Annotated in this window: 17 protein-coding genes and 2 tRNA genes; 15 read left to right on the forward strand and 4 right to left on the reverse strand. The window is 70.6% G+C overall.

Annotated features, from left to right (window positions below; genetic code table 11):
* Positions 1-652: 652 nt before the first annotated feature.
* A complete protein-coding gene (locus H613_RS32435; RefSeq protein ID WP_035738448.1) occupies positions 653-2,728 on the reverse strand; it encodes an FUSC family protein in 2,076 nt (691 codons plus the stop codon).
* Positions 2,729-2,794: 66 nt separating this feature from the next.
* Between H613_RS32435 and guaA the strand changes: the two genes are divergently transcribed.
* Entirely contained in the window at positions 2,795-4,339 is a 1,545-nt protein-coding gene (gene guaA / locus H613_RS0117350) for a glutamine-hydrolyzing GMP synthase (protein ID WP_035738450.1), read from the forward strand.
* 54 nt (positions 4,340-4,393) lie between these two features.
* Positions 4,394-5,326: an NUDIX hydrolase gene (locus H613_RS27355; protein WP_084546726.1), complete on the forward strand. Its 933-nt coding sequence runs from the start codon at positions 4,394-4,396 to the stop codon at positions 5,324-5,326.
* Here H613_RS27355 and H613_RS0117360 read toward each other — a convergent pair.
* Positions 5,323-6,573: a phosphatidylserine decarboxylase gene (locus H613_RS0117360; RefSeq protein ID WP_051393495.1), complete on the reverse strand. Its 1,251-nt coding sequence runs from the start codon at positions 6,571-6,573 to the stop codon at positions 5,323-5,325. The two genes, H613_RS27355 and H613_RS0117360, sit on opposite strands and share 4 nt — an antisense overlap.
* 236 nt (positions 6,574-6,809) lie before the next feature.
* On the opposite strand from H613_RS0117360, the gene H613_RS0117365 reads away from it, so the two are divergent.
* From H613_RS0117365 to pcrA, 4 genes are all read left to right on the forward strand, one after another.
* A complete protein-coding gene (locus H613_RS0117365) occupies positions 6,810-7,934 on the forward strand; it encodes a Cys-Gln thioester bond-forming surface protein (protein WP_026924800.1) in 1,125 nt (374 codons plus the stop codon).
* A 424-nt stretch (positions 7,935-8,358) separates the two neighbouring features.
* On the forward strand, positions 8,359-9,483 hold the full coding sequence (locus H613_RS0117370) for a Cys-Gln thioester bond-forming surface protein (protein WP_026924801.1): 1,125 nt from the start codon (positions 8,359-8,361) through the stop codon (positions 9,481-9,483).
* Between the two features lie 278 nt (positions 9,484-9,761).
* Complete coding sequence (locus tag H613_RS0117375; protein ID WP_026924802.1) at positions 9,762-10,031, forward strand: chorismate mutase; 270 nt, start codon at positions 9,762-9,764, stop codon at positions 10,029-10,031.
* Positions 10,032-10,090: 59 nt separating this feature from the next.
* Complete coding sequence (gene pcrA, locus H613_RS0117380) at positions 10,091-12,337, forward strand: DNA helicase PcrA (RefSeq protein WP_026924803.1); 2,247 nt, start codon at positions 10,091-10,093, stop codon at positions 12,335-12,337.
* On the opposite strand, the gene H613_RS31780 is transcribed toward pcrA, so the two are convergent.
* Positions 12,334-13,149 carry a M23 family metallopeptidase gene (locus H613_RS31780; RefSeq protein WP_051393496.1) on the reverse strand — a complete coding sequence of 272 codons (816 nt, stop codon included), beginning with the start codon at positions 13,147-13,149 and terminating at the stop codon, positions 12,334-12,336. The genes pcrA and H613_RS31780 overlap by 4 nt on opposite strands.
* Before the next feature lie 532 nt (positions 13,150-13,681).
* Here H613_RS31780 and H613_RS31025 point away from each other — a divergent pair.
* The 7 genes from H613_RS31025 to H613_RS0117420 all read left to right on the forward strand — a co-directional run bounded on the left by H613_RS31025 (position 13,682) and on the right by H613_RS0117420 (position 17,856).
* On the forward strand, positions 13,682-13,852 hold the full coding sequence (locus tag H613_RS31025; RefSeq protein ID WP_156926095.1) for a hypothetical protein: 171 nt from the start codon (positions 13,682-13,684) through the stop codon (positions 13,850-13,852).
* 31 nt (positions 13,853-13,883) lie between these two features.
* Positions 13,884-16,400: a putative bifunctional diguanylate cyclase/phosphodiesterase gene (locus H613_RS27365; RefSeq protein ID WP_156926096.1), complete on the forward strand. Its 2,517-nt coding sequence runs from the start codon at positions 13,884-13,886 to the stop codon at positions 16,398-16,400.
* 104 nt (positions 16,401-16,504) lie between these two features.
* Positions 16,505-16,577 (forward strand) — tRNA-Thr (locus H613_RS0117400).
* Positions 16,578-16,674: 97 nt separating this feature from the next.
* Positions 16,675-16,746: transfer RNA gene (locus H613_RS0117405), tRNA-Met, on the forward strand.
* 101 nt (positions 16,747-16,847) lie between these two features.
* Entirely contained in the window at positions 16,848-17,018 is a 171-nt protein-coding gene (gene rpmG / locus H613_RS0117410; RefSeq protein WP_026924804.1) for a 50S ribosomal protein L33, read from the forward strand.
* A 14-nt stretch (positions 17,019-17,032) separates the two neighbouring features.
* Positions 17,033-17,431, forward strand: coding sequence for an FAS1-like dehydratase domain-containing protein (locus tag H613_RS27370; RefSeq protein ID WP_051393498.1), 399 nt, complete (start codon positions 17,033-17,035; stop codon positions 17,429-17,431).
* Positions 17,431-17,856, forward strand: coding sequence for a MaoC/PaaZ C-terminal domain-containing protein (locus tag H613_RS0117420; RefSeq protein WP_026924805.1), 426 nt, complete (start codon positions 17,431-17,433; stop codon positions 17,854-17,856). The genes H613_RS27370 and H613_RS0117420 overlap by 1 nt, the downstream gene beginning before the upstream one ends.
* Positions 17,857-17,874: 18 nt before the next feature.
* Here the strand turns inward: H613_RS0117420 and H613_RS0117425 are convergent, their stop codons facing one another.
* Positions 17,875-18,723 carry a 3-hydroxyacyl-CoA dehydrogenase family protein gene (locus tag H613_RS0117425; protein ID WP_026924806.1) on the reverse strand — a complete coding sequence of 283 codons (849 nt, stop codon included), beginning with the start codon at positions 18,721-18,723 and terminating at the stop codon, positions 17,875-17,877.
* Positions 18,724-18,748: 25 nt separating this feature from the next.
* Here H613_RS0117425 and H613_RS0117430 point away from each other — a divergent pair, with 25 nt between their 5' ends.
* Together H613_RS0117430 and H613_RS0117435 are read left to right on the forward strand one after the other, a co-directional pair.
* Positions 18,749-19,330 (forward strand): cob(I)yrinic acid a,c-diamide adenosyltransferase, encoded by a 582-nt coding sequence (locus H613_RS0117430; RefSeq protein WP_026924807.1) that lies wholly within the window; start codon positions 18,749-18,751, stop codon positions 19,328-19,330.
* A 167-nt stretch (positions 19,331-19,497) separates the two neighbouring features.
* On the forward strand, positions 19,498-20,490 hold the full coding sequence (locus H613_RS0117435) for an ABC transporter substrate-binding protein (RefSeq protein WP_026924808.1): 993 nt from the start codon (positions 19,498-19,500) through the stop codon (positions 20,488-20,490).
* The last annotated feature ends 128 nt before the right edge of the window (positions 20,491-20,618 follow it).

Here is a 20,618-nt window from a genome sequence, read left to right on the forward strand (position 1 = left end):
GTGGTGCTCGGTAGGCGGTAGTGGTCGAGGGATGGGTTGTTCGGCGGGCGATAGTCGGTGGTAGGTGAGCAGTGGTGTTCGACTCGTAACCCTGCTCGGGGCGCCCGCGGGGCGCCGGGGCGCTACTCCGCCCCTCTGTACCCACCCGCCGCCGTCCTGCACACCACGAAAGTCCTCGCCAGCCTGACAGAGGGCCGAAAACGGGTCAAGGAAAAGTTTCTGCGCCTGTGGATAACTCCTCGGCGGAGAGTGCGCTGGACCTGTGGACCACTCCCGGCGAAGGCGTGCGGGACCTGTGGATAACTCCCCGGAACAGTGCGGTCCACCTGTAGCAACTCCCCAGAACGGGGTGGTGAGCTTCAGGATGCTGAGGCAGCGGCGTGCCGTCTTCGAGGACCCACCCCGCCCCTCCACTCCCGCCTTTGTCGCTGCCCGCTTGAAGCCGGCCTCACGATCACCTCACTGCCGAAGGGGCCCAGGTGAGCACTCCGCGTCTTTGTCGCCGCCTCAACGCACAACAACCATGTACAAGCAGGACCCCGCCAGCGCACCAACGACCATTGCCGGGCTCCCCAGGCGTCCTCTGCCGCTCTTTGCCGTTCTGCGGAATCCACGCCGCCGCGGAATCCGCACAGCCACCGCCGGGTTCCTTCTAGGCCGTGTTCCAGCCTGCCATCAGCAACCCCGCGTCATCCAGGGCCTCTACGAGGTTGTCCAACTCCCAGCGCATGACGTTCCTGCGGGTCCTCGTCTCCTTATCCCCTTCGGCCAGTTCGGCGTCCAAACGCCGTGCCGCCTCGCTCAAGTCCACCGGGCCCGGCGAGGGCGCCCCTGCCGCCAATGCCGCCAGTCTTCGGTAGGCGGCCTCCACCGCCGCCGCGAAGTCCTCCACCCCTGGCAATGCCGCTGCCTCGTCCTTGCTCACGCTCGCGTTCACCGCCACCAGTGCCCTGCCCGCCCGCGACAGTGCCTCCTCTGCTCCCAGCGCGTCCGCCGACAGCGGGCTCACGCTCGTCACCGGCTCGGCCTTCGCCTGGTCCGCCGCCGTGGCCAGTGCCGCCCGTTTTGCGCGCACCGCGTCGATCACCGCGTGCATGAGCTTCGCGTCGTAGTCGCCCGGATGGGCCTGCCGGTCCAATGCCAGACGCGCATAGTCGCTGTAGGCGTTCACCAGCTCGGCGAGCAGGTCGCCCAGCCGCCGGGTCTGCCACGTCGGCGCCAGCATGTAGAACCCGATCGCCAGTGACGCCCCGATCGCCGTCGACACGCCCCGGTCCAGCGCCCCCAGCAGCGGGTCGTCTCCCGACAGGTCGATCTGGAACACCGTGAACGCCGCCACCGCCGCCGCGAACACCAGCATCGACACCGGCCGCACCCAATAGGCCAGCAACGAGAAGACCAGCACCGCGAGGCTGAGCCACACCGGCTCGTGCGGCACCACCAGGCTCAGCAGCGAGGCGGCCACAACGCCGCCGAACGTGCCGAGCGCTCGCGTCACGCCCCGTGTCAGCGTCCCGGCGAAGTCCGCCTGGAGCACGATCCACGCCGTCAGCGGGATCCAGTAGCCGTGATCGCTCGGCCAGGCGAAACCGAGCCCGGTCGCCAACGCGATGACGCCCGCGCGGCGCAGCGAATGGTGCACCACCGGGTCCCTCCGGTGCAGGCGCCCGCGCAGCCGACTGAACGCCTCGCGGGCCTGCCCGGTCGCGTAGGCCAGCGCCGGGTCGGCGATGACGTCGTCCGAGCCGGTCGCGATGCGGCTCGCGTACCCCTCGGTGTCGTGCAGCGTCCGCAGCAGGCCGCTGATCTCGGTCGGGATCGTCCCGGTGGAAGTGGCGACGGGGTGCCGCGCGAGCCCTTCGAGGAGCTCGTCCCAGTCGAGCGCGGCGGGGGAGCGGGCGGTGATCTCGTCGGCGAAGTGGCGCAGCAGCCGCGCCGCCAGCAGCAGCGCCTCGGAGTGGAAGGCGACGGTGTCGGCCTCGCGGGCGTCGGCGCGGGCCCGCGCCGAGGCGACGCGGCCGATCGCGGCCGATACGGCGTAGATCTGGGCGCGCGCCTCCTTGACCGACGCGGGCAGGGCCCGGCGCCGGTCGAGTTCCCTGGCGGCCTCGGCGAGCGCCTCGGTCGCGAAGGGCGCGTTCGGGTCGCCCGCCAGCGCCTCGGCCTCGTCGGCGAGGGCCAGCCACGCCCCGGCGAGGATGCCGCGGTCGTGCGCCCACCGGTAGCGCGGCGGCAAGAGCGCCCCGAGCGCCTGCACCGCCGCGCCCGCGCAGACTGCGGCCGCCGCCGCCCACGGCGCCGCGTGTTCGGTCAGGTCGTCGGCGAGGAAGAACGGGATGCCCGAGACGGTGAGCATCACGCCCGTCGCCTGGGAGATCGAGCTGATGAACGTCAGCACCAGCGCGTACACCGCCGCCGCGGCGACGAGGAGCACCGGGTGCCCGAGCGAGCCGAGCAGGAGCCCGCCCGCGCTGGACAGGCCGATCAGCAGCGGCACGCCCGGCTCGGTCCGCGTGCCGGGCGTGAGCAGCCCCACGCCGCCGAGCCAGGCGCCGATGATCGCGGACTCGCCCCACGCCGGCAGGCCCAGCAGCTGCACGACGAGCATGGCGGCGGCGATCCCGGCGGCCGCGCGCGCGGCGAGCACCGGCGCGGCCTCGCCCGCGGTCCAGGACCGCAGGTCGCGGCCCACGCGCCTGAGCGACTCGGCGACCCCGGGATTGACCACACCGCCAGGCTATCGGCCCCGCCGCGCCCCGTGGTGTGACGGCTGCGACCGGTTACCCTTGACCGCATGCAACAACCGGTGCTGGTGGTCGACTTCGGGGCCCAATACGCGCAGCTCATCGCCCGCAGGGTCCGCGAGGCCCAGGTCTACTCGGAGATCGTGCCCTCCGACATGCCCGCGAGCGAGATGCTCGCGAAGCATCCGGCCGCCGTGATCCTCTCCGGCGGCCCCTCCAGCGTCTACGCCGACGGCGCCCCGCACGTCGACGAGGCCCTCTACAAAGCTGGCGTGCCGGTCCTCGGCATCTGCTACGGCTTCCAGGCGATGGCGCAGGCCCTCGGCGGCACGGTCACCAGGACCGGCACCTCCGAGTACGGCGGCACCGAGCTCGACGTCACCGCCTCCTCCAAGCTCCTGGCGGGACTGCCCGAGCGGCAGTCGGTGTGGATGAGCCACGGCGACTCGGTCACCGAGGCACCCGAGGGCTTCACCGTCGTCGCCGCCACCGCCGGGGCCCCCGTCGCCGCCTTCGAGAACGTCGAGGCGCGCCTGGCCGGCGTCCAGTACCACCCCGAGGTGGCCCACACGCCGCACGGCCAGGCCGTCATCCGCCACTTCCTGCACGACATCGCCGGGATCGTGCCGTCGTGGACGAACGCGCAGATCATCGACGAGCAGGTCGCGGCGATCCAGAAGCAGGTCGGCGACAAGCGGGTGCTGTGCGCCCTGTCGGGCGGCGTCGACTCCTCGGTGGCGGCCGCGCTCGTGCACCGCGCCGTCGGCGACCAGCTCACGTGCGTGTTCGTCGACCACGGCCTGCTGCGCGCCGGGGAGGCCGAGCAGGTCGAGAAGGACTACGCGCAGCTCACCGGCATCGACGTGCGCTGCGTGGACGCCTCGGCGCAGTTCCTGGACGCTTTGGCGGGCGTGGCCGACCCCGAGGAGAAGCGCAAGATCATCGGCCGCGAGTTCATCCGGACCTTCGAGGCCGCCGCCCGCGACATCGCCGCCGAGAAGGACATCGAGTTCCTCGTCCAGGGCACGCTCTACCCCGACGTCGTCGAGTCCGGCGGCGGCACCGGCACCGCGAACATCAAGAGCCACCACAACGTCGGCGGGCTCCCCGAGGACCTCCAGTTCGACCTGGTCGAGCCGCTGCGGACCCTGTTCAAGGACGAGGTCCGCGCCATCGGCATCGAACTGGGCCTGCCCGAGGCGATGGTCTGGCGCCACCCGTTCCCCGGCCCCGGGCTCGGCATCCGCATCGTCGGCGAGGTCACGCGCGAGCGCCTCGACCTGCTGCGCGCGGCCGACGCGATCGCCCGCGCCGAGCTGACCGCCGCCGGGCTCGACCGCTCGGTGTGGCAGTTCCCGGTGGTGCTGCTCGCCGACGTCCGAAGCGTCGGCGTCCAGGGCGACGGCCGCACCTACGGCCACCCGGTCGTCTTGCGCCCGGTGACCTCCGAGGACGCCATGACCGCCGACTGGTCGCGCCTGCCGTACGAGCTGCTCGCGAAGATCTCGACGCGGATCACCAACGAGGTGCCCGAGATCAACCGGGTCGTCCTCGACGTCACCAGCAAGCCGCCGGGCACGATCGAGTGGGAGTAGCGCCCTCCGGTGAATGGCGATAGACATCCCATGATCAGGTCGTACAGTTGAGGGATGCAATTCCGGATAGCTGCGTACGGGGAGGTACGTGACGAGAGCGGCCGGCTCCTTCTGACCCGGCGAAACCGCACAGGACGCGAGGCGGCCCCCTGGCATCTGCCGGGGGGCGTCATCGATCACGGCGAGCCCCCCGCCAGCGCGGCCCAGCGCCTGGTGGCCGCGCACACCGGTTTCGAGGTCGCCGCCCTGCGACCGCTCGAGGCGGTCGCCGTCGCCAGACGCGGCACGCACACCAACGCGATCCTCTATCAGGTCGCCGTCGAGGGCGGCCCGGCCTCGGGGCCCGACGGCGAGGCCCTCGAATGGGTCGACCCGGCCACGGCCGCCAAGGAGACCCATTCGCCGTTCGTCTCGGCGTGCCTCGGCCTGGCCGACGACCGGCTCGCGGGCCGCGTCGACAAGGCGCCCACCGAGCTGCGGCCCACGCCGCCGGCCAAGGCCAAGAAGGGCCGCCGCCGCCGGGGCCAGCGCTTCGGCGCCTACGGCGTCGTCGCCGACGCGGCCGGGCGCATCCTGTTGGCGCGCATCGCCGAGGGCTACCCCGGCGGCGGCACCTGGCACCTGCCCGGCGGCGGCGTCGACTTCGGCGAGTCGCCCAGAGCGGCGGTCTTCCGCGAGATCTACGAGGAGACCGGGCAGGACGCCAGCGTCGGCGCGCTGCTGAACGTCACCTCGTTCCGCCACCGCCGCGCGATCGGCCCCGAGGGCTACCCGCTCGACTGGCACGGGGTGCGGGCGATCTACTCGGCGACGGTCGCCGACCCTTCGGCCGCGCAGGTCGTCGAGGCCGCCGGCGGCTCCACGTCCGAGTCGCGCTGGTTCGACGCGGGCGTGCTGGCCGACCTGCCGCTGTCGGCGGCGGTCGAGGACGCCCTGGAGGTGGTGGACTTGACGAAGCTCGCGGCCACGCCGCCCAGAGCGGCTTAACGCCAGCGGGCGATGACGGTCTCTCCGGCGCGGATCGGCTCGCCCGGCGCGCAGACCGCGTCGGCGAGACCGGCCGGGAGGTAGACGTCGGTGCGCGAGCCGAACCTGATGAGCCCGTACCGCTCGCCCTTCGCCAGCGCCGCGCCGACCTTGGTGCGGTTGACGATCCGCCGCAGCACCGCGCCGGTGCGCTGGGCGACCACGACGCGGCCGCGGGCGGTGGCCAGGACGGTGTAGCAGGCGGCGTTGTGCTCGGCCTCGGGCGCCGAGACCTTCGCGTACCCGCCCTTCTCGAGGAACACGTCGACGACCTCGCCCGCGGCGGGGGCGCGGTTGATGTGGACGTCCAGGAGCGACAGGTGCACCGAGATCCGCAGCCACTCGGCGCCCGCGGTGCCGGTGGCGGCGCCGAACCGCTCGTCGACGACGGTCTCGACGCCCATGACGCGCCCGTCGGAGGCGGCCAGGACCGCCTCGGGCTCGTCGTCCTCGCCGCGCAGGTCCGCCTCGCGCTGCGGGTCGCGGAAGAACGCCGCGACCGGGAGGGCCGCGGCGGCCGGGACCAGCCACGCCTTGGAGGAGGGGCGGATCCGCTTCGTCGCCCACGCCGCGCCGAGCAGTGCCCCGCCGATGATCATGCCGTTGGAGTCGAGGTGCATGCCGGGGGTGAGCGGCACCGACGAGGCCCGCCACGCCGGGGCGAGGTCCTCGGCGGGCGCGACGCCCCGCGGCGCGGCCGCGTGCGCATCGGCCGAGCCGATGCGCAGCTTGTGGATCCGCAGCGGCGGGAAGGACCGCACGACCAGGTCGGTGCCGATGCCGTACTCGGCGACCAGTTCGGCGATCTCCTCGCGCGCCGGGGCGGTGAGCGTCGCGGCGAAGGACAGGACGCCGCCGGGGACGACCTTCGCGCGCAGCGTCGCGATGTCGGCGATGAACGCCTCGGCCTCGACGGTGACGGGCGCGGCGAGCATCACCTGCTCGGCCGCCTCGGCGTCGGCCAGGTCGTCGACGACGGTGACGTTCCCGGCCGTCCAGGAGCCCTCGGCGTCGAGCGCCGCACGCAGATCCGAAGTGGAGGAACGGTCGGCGACGACGGTGAGCCGGTCGGACGGCATGAGCGCCTCGAGTGCCGCCGTCAGCACCGGGTTCCCCCAGGCGGCGTCGACGACGAGACCGCTCTTGGGGCCGCGCCGGCGGCTGAATTCGTCGGTGATGCCGCGAGCCGCGGCTTTCGAGATCGGCATGCCCCCGACTATAGAGCGCCCCGCCCGCCCTCCAGGCGCTGCCGGGACCGGTCGATGCCTGCGGCAAGCGCCGTGGCGGCAGTGGTGAAAAGCATTCAATGCACCGGTTTGGCATCGTACTTTCGGTGAATTCCAAGCATCATTCGTATGAGCGGCCGCGCCTCGGCCGCGAGCGTCTCGTTTCCCTTCGTAGCAAGCGGACCACAACCCCACCGCTCCAGGAGGACGGAAGAACGATGAGACGACACCCGAGACTCGCCCCCTTCGCGGCGCTCGCCGCCGCGGCCCTGACCGCGCTCGTCCCCGCGGGCGCGGCCAGTGCCCAAGAGGACGAGCGCGAGCCGGTCACCGGCGACATCGTCGTCGACGAGGGCCTCGAACTGCGCGGCACCCTCGGCGCCGAGCAGTGGGACACGTGGGCGAACATGCTGGGGCTCACCCCGCGCGGCGGCGAGGAGACGCTCCAGGTCTACTGCATCGACATCCGCACCGAGCTCGACCACACCAGCCCCTACACCGAGGGCGACTGGGAGTCCTCGGGCGTGGCGAACCTCGAGAAGGTCCGCTGGGTCCTGTTCAACGGCTACCCGAACGTCACCGCCGAGGACCTGCTGGCGACCACCGACGCCGAGTCCGACGCGGACTGGGACGAGACCGGGACCGCCCGCGTCGCCTACGCCGGGACGCAGGCCGCCGTCTGGCACTTCACCGACGGCTTCAAGCTCGACACCGACGACGCCGTCATCGGCGGCAGCGACGAGCAGAGCGCGGCCGTGGCCGCGGTCTACGAGTACCTGACGGCGAACGCCGGGCGCGTCCCCGACCCCTCGGAGTTCTACATCGAACTCGACGGCGCCGAGGAAGCCTCCTATGCGGACGGCAGGTTCGGCCCGTACACGATCCGCTCGACCGCCGGGCCGGTCGAGCTGAGCGCCGAGGGCGGCACGCTGGTCGACGCCGAAGGCCGTGAAGTGGACATGCTGGAGGACGGCGGGCAGTTCGCCATCGTGCTCGACGAGGGCTCGGAGAAGATCACCATCACCGCCCACGGCACCTACGACCTCCCGGTCGGCCGGGTCTTCATCGCCGACCCCACCGCCGAGGTCGAGGAGTCCAACCGGGTCGCCTCGCAGATGCTCATCCTCGCCCAGCCGCGGGAGGCCGACATCCCCGCCGAGTGGGCCTTCGCGCTCCAACTGCCCGAGGACGAGCACCCCACTGAGTCCGCCAGCGAAGCGGCCCAACCGAAACTGCCGACCACCGGCGTGAATCTCACGGTGGTCTTCGCCGCCGGGCTGGCGCTGCTCATCGGCGGCTCCACCGTCATGGCCCTGGCGAAGCGGAAGTCCGCCGCCGGTTAGACCCGACAGACGCGGGGACGCACGAGCCCCGCTGCCGCCGGAGCGTTCGAGCCCGTCTTTCCAGAGCATCGCCGTCCAGTGCATGCCGATCGGGTTCGCGGCCGGGCACGCTCCGGCGGCTCACTCACTTGCATCGGGCGCATGGTGCGCCGGGGCCGAAGCGGGACTGCGCTTCGGCCCCGGCTCTTGCGTCCCAAGAGCGTCCACGCGTCACCGACGGGCGTCCCACGGACATCGATGCCGAATCGTTACAGTGTCGTCCCTCATGTGGACCGGCCGAGATCCCTTGCCGTCCAGGCAAAACCCCTGATCGGTACCGTTTCGGTGACGAAACCGGGTCTAGTGCAACCGGCGCGAGGTCACTAGCGTGTCGTATGCAGAACCAACGCGTCAATTCCCCGGAAAACAAAAGGGACTTCAACAGATGATGAAAAAAGCCCTGAAAGGGTCGCTGGCCGCTGCCGCGGGACTCGCGCTCGGCCTCGGCACCAGCGGAATCGCGCTGGCGCAGGACGGTGAGGCGGCTCCCACCGCTGTCACCGGCACCTACCAGCTCATTGAAAAAGGCATCACCCTCAACGGGGAGATCCCGGGCGAGAACATGGACGTCAGGGCCCAGCTGCGGGGCCTCAAGCTGAACGAGGGCGACGTCCGCCTCGTCTACTGCATCCAGATCAATGTGGGCATGAACGAGGACGTCGACCACGTGGAGAGCACCTGGGAGGCCGTCGGCGTCGACAACCTTCCGGAGGTGCTCGGCGTGCTGCTCGCCGGCTACAACGGTTCCAACGCCGCCGAGCTCATCGAAGCCGCCGGTGCCTCCGGCGAGGACCTCGGTGACTTCAACGAGGCCCAGGTCGCCTACGCCGGCACCCAGGCCGCCATCTGGTCGCTGACCGACGACTGGACCCCCGACGCCGACCCGACCGAGGGCGGGCAGGGCGTCGACAACGCCGTCACGAAGATCAAGGACTACCTGCGGGCCACCGAGCCGGTCGACGAGCCCGACATGGACCCGTACTTCGAGACCGACGACTCCGAAGCGGTCGTCGAGGGCGACACCTACGGCCCCTTCACCGTCTCCACCAACCTCGGCTCGGTCACCTTCGCGCAGCCCGAGGGCGCCACCATCGTCGACGAGAACGGCGAGGCCGTCACCGAGTTCGTCGACGGTCAGACCTTCTACGTCAAGTTCGACGAAGGCCAGTCCGGACCCGTCGCGCTCACCACCGACTCGGTCATCTGGACGACGCCGGTCGGCCGCGTCTTCGTTCCGGTCAACGACGAGGAGGATCCCGGCCAGAACCTCATCCTGGCCGAGTCCCACGAAGAGGAGCTCGCCGCCGAACTCGAGTTCGAGATCGCCGTCGAGGACGTCCCCGCCACCACCCCGGCCGCGCAGCCGCAGCTGCCGCAGACCGGCACGAACCTCACCATGGTCGCCGGCATCGGCGGCGCCGTGCTGCTCGCCGGTGTCGCCGCGCTGGTGCTCATGCGCCGCCGCGCCGCCACCGCCGGGGCCGACTGGGGCTCGGACGACGACAAGTAGCCGATCCCGCGCGCGGGCCGCACGCGCTTGAGCAGGGCCCGCGACACGGAATATGCGACAAAGCCCACACGCCCGCTGGTGTCACCGGCGGGCGTGTGGCATAATTGCCGACGTGAATCAGAACGCGCGATTTTACTTTTACTACGGCACGGATCGTCCGAGCCGTAGGTCGTCGCGCTGACCACAGACCTACAGCCCCGGGCGATGAGCCCGGGGTTTTTGCGCACCCAGGGCTCGAACCCGGACATGCGATCCGAAACGTACAAGGAGAAGCCCTGATGAGCACCACCACTGCCGACCAGACCGGGACCGACGAGCTCGGCGAGCTGCGCGGCCAGATCGACGCGCTCGACGCCGAGATCGTCCGCCTCTGGAAAGAGCGCGCCGGTCTGTCCAAGCGCGTCGGCGAGATCCGCATGGCCGGGGGCGGGACCCGCCTGGTCCTCGACCGCGAGCGCGCCATCCTGGAGAAGTACCGCACCGCCCTCGGCGAAGACGGCACCCAGATCGCCATGCTCATTCTCAGGGCGGGGCGCGGGCCGCTCTGAACCGCCCGGGCTCATGCCGCGCCGGGTCGTCGTACCCCGCGCGGCATAATTGACCCCCTATGAGTCACGACGCCACCGAATCCCCGCTGACCGGCCTCAACGAACCGCAGCGACAAGCCGTGGAGCACGCCGGCTCCCCCCTGCTCATCGTCGCCGGGGCGGGATCGGGCAAGACCCGCGTCCTCACCCACCGCATCGCCCACCTCCTCGCCGAGCGCGGCGCCCATCCCGGTGAGATCCTGGCGATCACCTTCACCAACAAGGCCGCCGCCGAGATGCGCGAACGCGTCGACGCCCTCGTCGGGCCCCGCTCGCGGGCCATGTGGGTCTCGACCTTCCACTCCGCGTGCCTGCGGATCCTGCGCCGCGAGGCCCACCGGCTCGGCTGGAAGTCGAGCTTCACGATCTACGACACCGACGACGCCCGCCGCCTGCTCACCCAGATCGTCAAGGAGCTCGGCCTCGACTCCAAGAAGCAGTCGCCGCGCTGGTTCGCCGCCGAGATCTCCCGGTTCAAGAACGAGCTCATCGGCCCCGAACAGGCCGCCGCCGCGGCCGACGACGCCCGCAGCCGCCTCATCGCCGACGTCTACGCCCAGTACGACGAGCGCCTGCGCCTGGCCGGCGCGGTCGACTTCGACGACATCATCGGCACCACCGTCCACCTGCTCCAGGCCTTCCCCGAGGTCGCCCGCTCCTACCGGATGCGGTTCCGCCACGTCATGGTCGACGAGTACCAGGACACCAACCACGCCCAGTACGTCCTCATCCGCGAACTGGTCGGCACCGGCGAGGACGCCGCCGAGCTGTGCGTCGTCGGCGACGCCGACCAGTCCATCTACGCCTTCCGCGGCGCCACCATCCGCAACATCATCGAGTTCGAGCGCGACTACCCCGACGCGAAGACGATCCTGTTGGAGCAGAACTACCGCTCCACGCAGACGATCCTCGACGCCGCCAACGGCGTCATCCGCAACAACACCGAGCGCGGCCGCGAGAAGCGCCTGTGGAGCGACGAGGGCGCCGGGGCGGCGATCCTCGGCCACACCGGCGACAACGAGCACGACGAGGCCGCCTGGGTCGCAGGCCGCATCGACGAGCTCGCCGACGCGGGGGAGACCTCCTTCGGCGACGTCGCGATCTTCTACAGGACGAATGCGCAGTCACGCGCCTTCGAGGAGGTGTTCGTGCGCCGCGGCATCCCCTACAAGGTCGTCGGCGGCGTGCGGTTCTACGAGCGCAAGGAGGTCCGCGACCTGCTCGCCTACCTCAAGCTCACCGTCAACGGCGACGACACCGTCTCGGCGCAGCGGGTCGTCAACGTGCCCAAGCGCGGCGTCGGGGACCGCGCCGTCGCCGAGATCGAGGCGCTCGCCGCCCGGCACCGGATCTCCTTCCCGGCGGCGCTGCGCCGCGTCGACGAGGCCGTCGGCGTCTCCTCGCGCGCCCGCGGTGGCATCAAGCGGTTCTGCGAGATCCTCGACGCGGCCACCGAACTGGCGCGCACGGCGGGTCCTGAGGAGGTCCTCGACAAGCTCATCGCCGACACCGGATACCTCGAAGGGCTCGAGCAGAGCAACGACCCCAGGGACGAAGGGCGCGTGGAGAACCTCCAGGAGCTCGTGGCCGTCGCCCACGAGTTCACCGAGCAAGTCGTGCGCGGCGCTTCGGATCCGGTCGACGAGGAGCCCGACATGAACGCCGACGTCGCCTCCTTCCTGGAGCACGTCGCGCTCGTGTCCGACGCGGACTCCATTCCCGACCCCGAGGCCGAGGACGGCGGCGTGGTGACGCTGATGACGCTCCACACCGCGAAGGGCCTGGAGTTCGACACGGTGTTCCTCACCGGCATGGACGACGGCCTGTTCCCGCACGAGCGTTCCATGTCGAAGCCGGGCGACCTGGAGGAGGAGCGGCGCCTCGCCTACGTGGGCCTCACCCGCGCCCGCAAGCACCTGCACGTCACCCGCGCCGGGACGCGGAACGTGTTCGGGCAGCCGGAGTTCTACGCCGCCAGCCGGTTCCTCTCCGAGATTCCGTCGGGGTTGATCGAATGGACCGAGGCCGCGCCGCCGCCGCGCCCGGCGAAGGGCCGCACGCCGTCGTTCGGGCAGCCGATCACCGTGCGCAACCCGGCGGACGTGCCGTCGCTGGAGGTGGGGGACCGGGTCACCCACGACAAGTGGGGCATGGGCCGCGTCGTCGAGCTCAAGGGCTCGGGGCCCAGGGCCCAGGCGCGCATCGACTTCGGCGACGGCGAGCCGAAATGGGTGATCCTGCGGCTCGCTCCCGTCGCGAAGCTCTAAGTCAGCTCCAGGCCCGCCGATTCGAGGTAGCCGATCGGCTCCACCGGCTCGCCGTTCACATGCACCTCGAAGTGGACGTGCGGGCCGAGCGAGAACCCGGTGTTGCCCGACTTGGCGATCTCCGTGCCCGCGTCCACCTGCTGGCCTTTGGCGACGAGGACCTCGGAGTTGTGCCCGTAGTAGGTCTCGACGCCGTCGCCGTGGTCGATGACGACGAGGTTCCCGAACCCCGACTCCCACCCGGCGTACTCGACGGTGCCGGGGTAGGCGGCGTAGACGGGCGTGCCGATGGCCGCGGCCAGGTCGATCCCGTTGTGGCTGCGGCCCCACCGCCGCCCGAACAGGGACGTGATGTCGATGTGGTCGAGCATCGGCCGCCACTCGATCTGCGCGGGCTGGGCGTCGATCGGCGAGTGGCGCTGCTCGTCTCGGGTCTCGGCCGGTGGGGTCGCGGCCGTCTCGCCGGGGGCCTCGACGGCGGGAGCCCGGGCGGTCGGCGCCTGCCCGCTGGGAGCCGGGGCGGCGACGGCCTCGGGGCGGGAGGTCTCCTCGGCGATCGCGGCGATGTCCGCGACCGCCTGCGAGGCGGCCGGGTCGGGTTCTCCTGAAGGGAGCCCCGCCGCGCTGGCGAGGGCGACGATCGACGAGGCGGCGACGGCGGAGCCGACGACCGCGGTGTAGCGGCGCTGCGTCCCGTCGACCAGTGGGGCGAGTTCGGCCGCCCACGAGGCGCGGTGCTGGCCTCGCATGCGATGCGGCCGGGTGGCGTGGCGCCGGATCGTCTCCGCGCCCGCCCGTCCGGTTTCGGACATCGGTCCTCCGGGGCCGTGGCGGCGCTCATCGCCGGGGAGCACCCGGGGGCTTGCCCGAACGTGAGCCTTGCGATCGGATCACCGTAGCGTCGCGCCGAGCGGCCGGGCGAGATTCGTCACCGGTCGGTGTGTCGGGAGCGGCGGATCGGTAAGCGTTCGCCCGCAAGGGATGGGGGTCACCCTGGCGATCGGACACATTGCCGATGTGAGCGATCACCAGGGTCGAAAGGCGCTCACATCCCCTGGTGGAGCGGGCCTTTTCACAAGGGCTTCGGTCGCAATGACCGGACCCGTCGACAAGAGCGCTTCGGCCATCGGAGAGAATGATGCGAGTCGTACTCACCCGTACGGCTGAACCAGAAATGGCCTGAGGTTCACGTCGGCAGGACTTTCCAAGTGCGAGAGGACTGTGGCACGATGGGCTGTACGGTCCCCTTGAACATACAAAACTCAGCAACTCACGGGAGGCCTCGTGAAACCGGTCAGACTGCTTAAGCGACTCGCTGCGGCCACAGCGACAGGGCTGCTCGCCATGGGCCTCGTTGCCGGAACCGCCTCGGCGGCGTCCGCGAACTCCGGCGATGTGGCCTTCACCGTCCAAGGCGGCAACTCCGGCGACGTGGCGCTCGTCGCCCCCCAGGACAACTCTGGTGATGTGGCCGTTGCCACTCCCCAGGGCGGCAACTCCGGAGACGTCGCCTGATTCAGGCGCAGTGTCATGAAGGCGAGTGCCCGTGATCCGAGATCGGTACCCGCGGCTCATCGGCCGGGTACTGCCATGGGCACTCACCGCACTGCTCGTCGCCACCGACGTGGCGGCGCTCGTCTACTTCGGTCCGCCGCAGGATTATCCGATCCTCCAGGTCGCGATGTTCGCGGCCTGCTTCGTGCTCGCCCAGAACCTGCTGGTGCAGCAGCACTTCCGCGGGCTCCGGATCTCCTTCAACCTGGCCGACATCCCGCTCGTCCTCGCGCTGTTCTACCTGCCGCCGTTCTGGATCGTCATGGTCCGCGTCGTGGCGTCGCTGATCTACTACACCGGGCGGTACCTGCGCAGCAAGGACTTCGGGCTGCTCAAGCCGCTGTTCAACATCGGCATGTCGGTCTTCGGGGCCGCCACCGCCGCGGCGGTCGTCCAGTACACGGGCCTGGGGAACGCCAACGACCCCCGCACCTGGCTGATCATCGTCGGCGCGGTCGTCCTCGTCGGATTCGTCACCACGATCCTCATCTCGCTGCTGCTCCTGCTCATCGGCGGATGGAGCAGCATGATCAGGGCCTGGGTCGGGTTCGCGATGACGCTGGCCGGGCCCGTCATGGCCGCCTGCGTCGGCCTGATCTTCCTCGTCCTCATCGAGGCCACCGTGTGGTCCGTGATCCCCGTCGCGTTCCTGCTGCTCACCATCGTCGTCTTGGCCCGCAGCTACATGAAGCTCCGCCGCCAGCGCCACATCCTCGGCGAACTCAACAACTTCACGCAGCTCGTCGCCGACTCGGTCCGCTCCAACCGGCTCATCGACGCCGTGCTCGGGCGCCTCCGCGAGATCCTCTCCGCCGAATCGGCCACGGTCTGGGTGCCCGCCGGGGGGCGGTACCCGGAGATCCGGCTGACCTCATCGGTCGACGACCACGGCCTCACCGACCTCGACCCGGTCCCCGGGAGCCTCCAGCGGTCGGTCATCGACACGAAGGAACCGCTCCTGGTGGATCTGCGCCACGGCAGCCGCCGGCAGCGCGACGAGCTCGAGTCCGCCGGACTGCGCTGCGCCATCCTGGTACCGCTGCGATCCGGCGACGACGTGTACGGATGCCTGTCGGTCGCCGACCGCATCGGGGGAGAATTGTCCGTTTTCGGCCCGGTCGACCTCCAACTCCTCGAGACCGTCGCCGCCCACGTCAGCGTCGCCGTCGACAACACCCGCCTGATCGACCAGCTCCGCCATGACGCCTACCACGACCCGCTCACCGGGCTGGCGAACCGGCGGCGCAGCCTCGAAGCCCTCCAGGAGGCGCTCGCGATCACCGTCCCCGGCGAGGTCGTCGCCGTGCTCATGTTCGACGTCGACGGCATGCACGAGATCAACGACGCCCTCGGGCACGAGGCCGGGGACGCGCTTTTGGCCGAGTTCAGCCGCCGCCTCACCGCCCACGCCCCGGACGCCTCGTTCATCGGCCGCATCGACTCCGACGAGTTCATCCTCCAGACGCGGCTGCCCTCCACCGAGGCCGCCGCCGAGACCGCCCGGCTGCTGCGCGCCGAAGTGCAGGGCCCGTTCGAGTTCAGCGGTGTCGCCGTCGAGGTCTCGGCCGCCGTCGGGGTCGTCACCCACCCGGACTTCGCCACCGACGCCGACGAGCTCCTCCAGCGGGTCGACACCGCCACCAGGCAGGCCAAGGACGCCGGCGACGGCGTCCAGACCTACCACTCGGGCCTCGAATCCGAGAGCCTGCGGCGCATCGGCCTCGCCGCCGACCTGCGCCGCGCCCTCGACCGCGACGAGCTCGAAGTCCACTTCCAGCCCAAGGTCAGCCTCGCCGACGGCGCCCTGTCCGGCGCCGAGGCCCTGGTCCGGTGGCCCCACCCGACGTACGGGCCCGTCGCGCCCGAGGAGTTCATCGCGATCGCCGGGAGCACCGGCCAGCTGGAGCAGCTCACCGAGATGGTCCTGGCCGAGGCGCTGCGGCGCTCGGCCGAATGGGCCAGGGAGGACGGGCCGCTGCCGATGGCGGTGAACCTCTCGCCGCGGACCCTCGCCGACGCGGACTTCCCCGCCGTGGTGGCCGCGCTGCTCGAACGGCACGCGGTGCCGCCGGAGCGGCTGACGTTCGAGATCACCGAGAACGACATGGCCGCCGACCGGGCCCGGCTCGCGCCGGTGCTGGACCGGCTGCACTCGATGGGCGTGCGGCTGTCGGTCGACGACTTCGGCACGGGCTACTCCTCGCTGGCGTACCTGCGGCGGCTGCCGATCCAGGAGATCAAGATCGACCTGCGGTTCGTGCAGGGCATGGCGACCGACGCCGACGACCGGGCGATCGTCAAGGCGGTCCTCGGCCTGGCCAGGCACTTCGAGGTCGCGGTGGTGGCCGAGGGCATCGAGTCGCACCAGACGGTCGAGGAGCTGCGGGCGATGGAGTGCGAGACCGGCCAGGGCTACTACTTCTCCAGGCCGCTGTCGCCCGACCGCTTCGCGGCGTGGCTCCAGACGCAGGGCGGCGGCAGGGACTCCGGCCGCCTCAGGGCCGTCTGAGCAGTCAGTGCGCCCGGCCTGTGTCCTGAGCCGCATCGCAGGCCCCGCTTCGAAAGACCGGGCGGGATCATGTACTCTTGTCAAGGCCGCGTGAGAGCGCGAGCGCCCCAATAGCTCAGTCGGCAGAGCGTCTCCATGGTAAGGAGAAGGTCAACGGTTCGATTCCGTTTTGGGGCTCGGAAGCACGTACCTGTCTCGGCGAAGCTTGCGAGCCGCAGATCACACGATGCTTCGGCTGCCTTCGACAGATGCTTTCCGATGGCAGTGGGCGCACGGCGGTGTAGCTCAGTGGTAGAGCAAACGACTCATAATCGTTGTGTCGGCAGTTCGATCCTGCCCATCGCTACTTTTTTGTTCAGCGTCGACTACCGAGCTAGGCTAGTCGACGCTTTTGTTTTGTCCGATCCAACCGGCCGCCGGGCCGGTTGCAGCTAGAGGAAGGCACTCATCGTGGCCAAGGCTACTGACGTTCGCCCCAAGATCACCATGGCGTGCGTGGAGTGCAAGGAGCGCAACTACATCACGAAGAAGAACCGGCGGAACAACCCCGACCGGCTCGAGCTCAAGAAGTACTGCCCGCGCTGCAGGACCTCCCGGGTGCACAAAGAGACCCGCTAGGCTCCGCGCCCGGCATGCTCAACACTTCGTATGTGGGACGGTCCCTGCCGACCACCGAACCGGTGACGATCAGCGCCGAGTCGGTCTCGCGTTTCGCGCGCGCCCTCGGGCTGCCCGAGGACGCACAGATCCCGCCTACCTACTTGATCTCCCTCACGCTGCCCGCGGCGGACCCGCTCATCGCCGACCCCGATTTCGGGCTCGACTGGAGCCGCGTCCTGCACCGCGAGCAGCGCTTCGCCTACCGCCGCGAGCTGCGACCGGGCGAGAGCGTCTCCTGCGCCGCCACGGTGGAGTCGATCAAGACCGTCGCGGGCAACGACCTCCTCGTCCTGCGCACCGACGTCATCGGCGACGAGGGCGTCGCGGCCGAGGTCTGGACCACCCTCTTCGTGGCGGGAGACCCGCAGTGATGACGCCGCAGCTCGAAGTCGGCCACACCGTCTTCAGCACCTCCTACCCCGTCGAGCGCGCCGACCTCGCCCGGTACGCCGACGCTTCGGGGGACCGCAACCCCATCCACCTCGACGAGGCCGCCGCGAAGGCCGCCGGGCTGCCGGACGTCATCGCCCACGGCATGTACACGATGGGCCTGGTCTCCCGCGCGATCCTCGAATGGCTCGCCTCGGCTGGGGTCGACGCGCGGATCACCGAGTTCTCGGCCCGCTTCGCCAAGCCCGTCGTCGTGCCGGTCGGCGGGACGGCCGTCGCGATCGAAGGCAAGGTCCGCAAGGTCGAAGGCGACACCGTCGAGGTCGCGATCACGGCCGTCAGCGGCGGCGACAAGGTCCTCGCCCCGGCGCGGGCCACGCTCACCGCGAACCGGGCGGACGCCTGACCTGCGGCACTGCCGCCGTCATTCGTACGTGAAGAACCCTTTGCCGCTTTTGCGGCCGATCTCGCCCGCGGCCACGAGCCTGCGCAGCAGCGCGGGCGGGAAGAACTTCGGGTCGGCCGTGTCGTCGTAGATGTTCTCGGTGGCGTGCGCGATCACGTCGATGCCCGTCAGGTCGGCCGTCGCCAGCGGCCCCATCGGGTGGCCGAAGCCCAGCCTGCAGGCCGTGTCCAAGTCCTCGGCCGAGATCACGCCGTCCTCGACCAGACGCGCCGCCTCGTTGATGAACGCGCAGATCAGCCGCGTCGTCGCGAACCCGGCCACGTCCCGGTTCACCACCACGCACGTCTTGCCGGCGCTCTCGGCGAACGAGCGGGCCCGCTCCAGCGCCTCGTCGCTCGTGTGCATGCCGCGCACCAGCTCGCACAGCGCCATCATCGGCACGGGGGAGAAGAAGTGCGTCCCCACCACCCGCTCGGGGTGCGTCGCTGCCGCCGCTATCTGGGTGATCGGGATCGCCGAGGTGTTCGTCGCCAGGACGGCCTGGGGTCCGCAGACCTCCGAGAGCCGCCGGAAGACCTCCTGCTTGACGTCGAGGCGCTCGAACACCGCCTCCACGACGATGTCGGCCTCGGCGGCCACGTCGAGGTCGGTGGTCGGGGCGATCCGGTCCCGGGCCGCCCCGGCGGCCTCAGCGGTCACCTTCTCCTTCGCGACGAACTTGTCGAGCGAGGCGCCGATGGACGCCTCCGCCCGCTCCAGCGCCCGCGGATCGCTGTCGACCAGCGCCACGTCCCACGCGCCGAGGGCCGCGACCTGCGCGATGCCCGAACCCATCAGTCCCGAACCGATTACCGCCACTTGCGCCATGCGGTGAGGCTATATGGTCGAGGGCATGGCGGTCAATCTCACCAGGATCTACACCAAGACCGGCGACGACGGCACCACCGGCCTCGCCGACTTCACGCGCGTGCCCAAGACGCACCCCCGGCTTGCGGCGTACGGCGACGTCGACGAGCTGGGCGCCGCCGTCGGGGCCGCGCTCGCGCTCCACGGCGGCGAGATCGACGAGGGCGTGACCGCGGTGCTGCTGGCCGTCCAGAACGATCTGTTCGATGTGGGCGCCGATCTGTCCACGCCGGTGGCCGAGGACCCGAAGCACCCGCCGCTGCGCATCGACGAGGGCTATGTGGAGCGCCTGGAGGGCTGGATCGACGAGTACAACGCCGAGTTGCAGCCGCTGCGCTCCTTCGTGCTCCGCGGCGGCACGCGGGGCGCGGCCCTGCTGCACCAGGCGTGCACGGTCGCCCGGCGCGCCGAGCGCGCGACGTGGGCGCTGCTGGAGGCCGAGCCGGAGACCACGCACCCGGTGCCGGTCACCTACCTCAACCGGCTCTCCGATCTGTTGTTCGTGTTGGCGCGCACCGCGAATCCCGGCGGCGACGTCCTCTGGCAGCCCAAGAGGTCACAGCGGTAACACCGGCTCCGGTGGGGCCCTGCTGTCCCTGCGTTGCTGAATTGTTACGCCTCGCGTCGCGGCGGATCTTGACCTGAGCGGTAACACCGGCAAAAATATGACCGGTAACATGTGCCTGAATGAATTCAAATCCCTCGAAATATCGTCTCAAGAAAGGCAGCACTCCCGTGCTCAAGAAGACCCTTGCCGGCATCGCGGCCGGCGCACTCCTCCTCGGCATGGCCGCCTGCGGCGGCTCCGATGACGACGGTGGCGGCGGCGGTTCCGACGACGGCCTGATCGTCGGCTTCGCGCAGGTCGGCGCCGAATCGGCCTGGCGCGTGGCGAACTCGGAGTCGGTCAAGGCCTCCGCCGAAGCCGACGAGCGCATCGGCGAGCTCAAGTTCGTCGACGCCCAGCAGGAGCAGGAGAAGCAGATCGAGGCGATCCGCAACTTCATCACCCAGAAGGTCGACGTCATCGTCCTGGCACCTGTGGTCGAGACCGGCTGGACCGACGTGCTCACCGAGGCCGAGAACGCCGGCATCCCCGTCATCCTCGCCGACCGCGGCATCGAGGAGGCCGACGAGGACCTCTACGTCACCCGCATCGGCTCGGACTTCATCGAGGAGGGCCGCAAGGCCGGCACCTGGACGACCGAGGAGTTCGCCGACAACGACACCACCCGCATCCTCCAGCTCGAAGGCACCGTCGGCTCCGCTCCGGCCAACGACCGCAAGACCGGGTTCTTCGAGGTCCTCGACTCCGAGGGCTTCTCCTACGAGCTGGTCGACTCCCAGTCCGGCGACTTCACCGCCGAGGGCGGCAAGGCCGTCATGGAGACCTTCATCTCCACCCACGGCCTGGAGGACATCGACCTGCTGTACGCCCACAACGACGAGATGGGCCTCGGCGCCATCCAGGCGATCGAAGAGGCCGGCTACACCCCCGGCGTGGACATCGAGATCATCATCGTCGACGGCTCCAAGGCCGGGTTCGAGGCCGGGGCCGAAGGCAAGGTCAACTACATCGTCGAGTGCAACCCCGTCTTCGGCGACCAGCTGATGGACCTCGTCGTCCAGGTCGCCAACGGCGACGAGGTCGAGAAGTTCACGGCCGTGGAGGAGAGCGCCTACGGCGAGGGCGAGTTCGAGGCCGAGCTGCCCAACCGGAAGTTCTAGACCCGCATACCGTGTCCGGGCGTCCGGCGGGGCCGATGCGGCTCGCCAGGCGCTGCCGAGCCGCCGCCCCGCGGGCCCGCCGGCCGCCCGGACCACCCCCCGACAACCCCAGAGCGAAGGTAAGAGCC

This window comes from Glycomyces arizonensis DSM 44726, from assembly GCF_000482705.1.
GTDB lineage: Bacteria > Actinomycetota > Actinomycetes > Mycobacteriales > Micromonosporaceae > Glycomyces > Glycomyces arizonensis.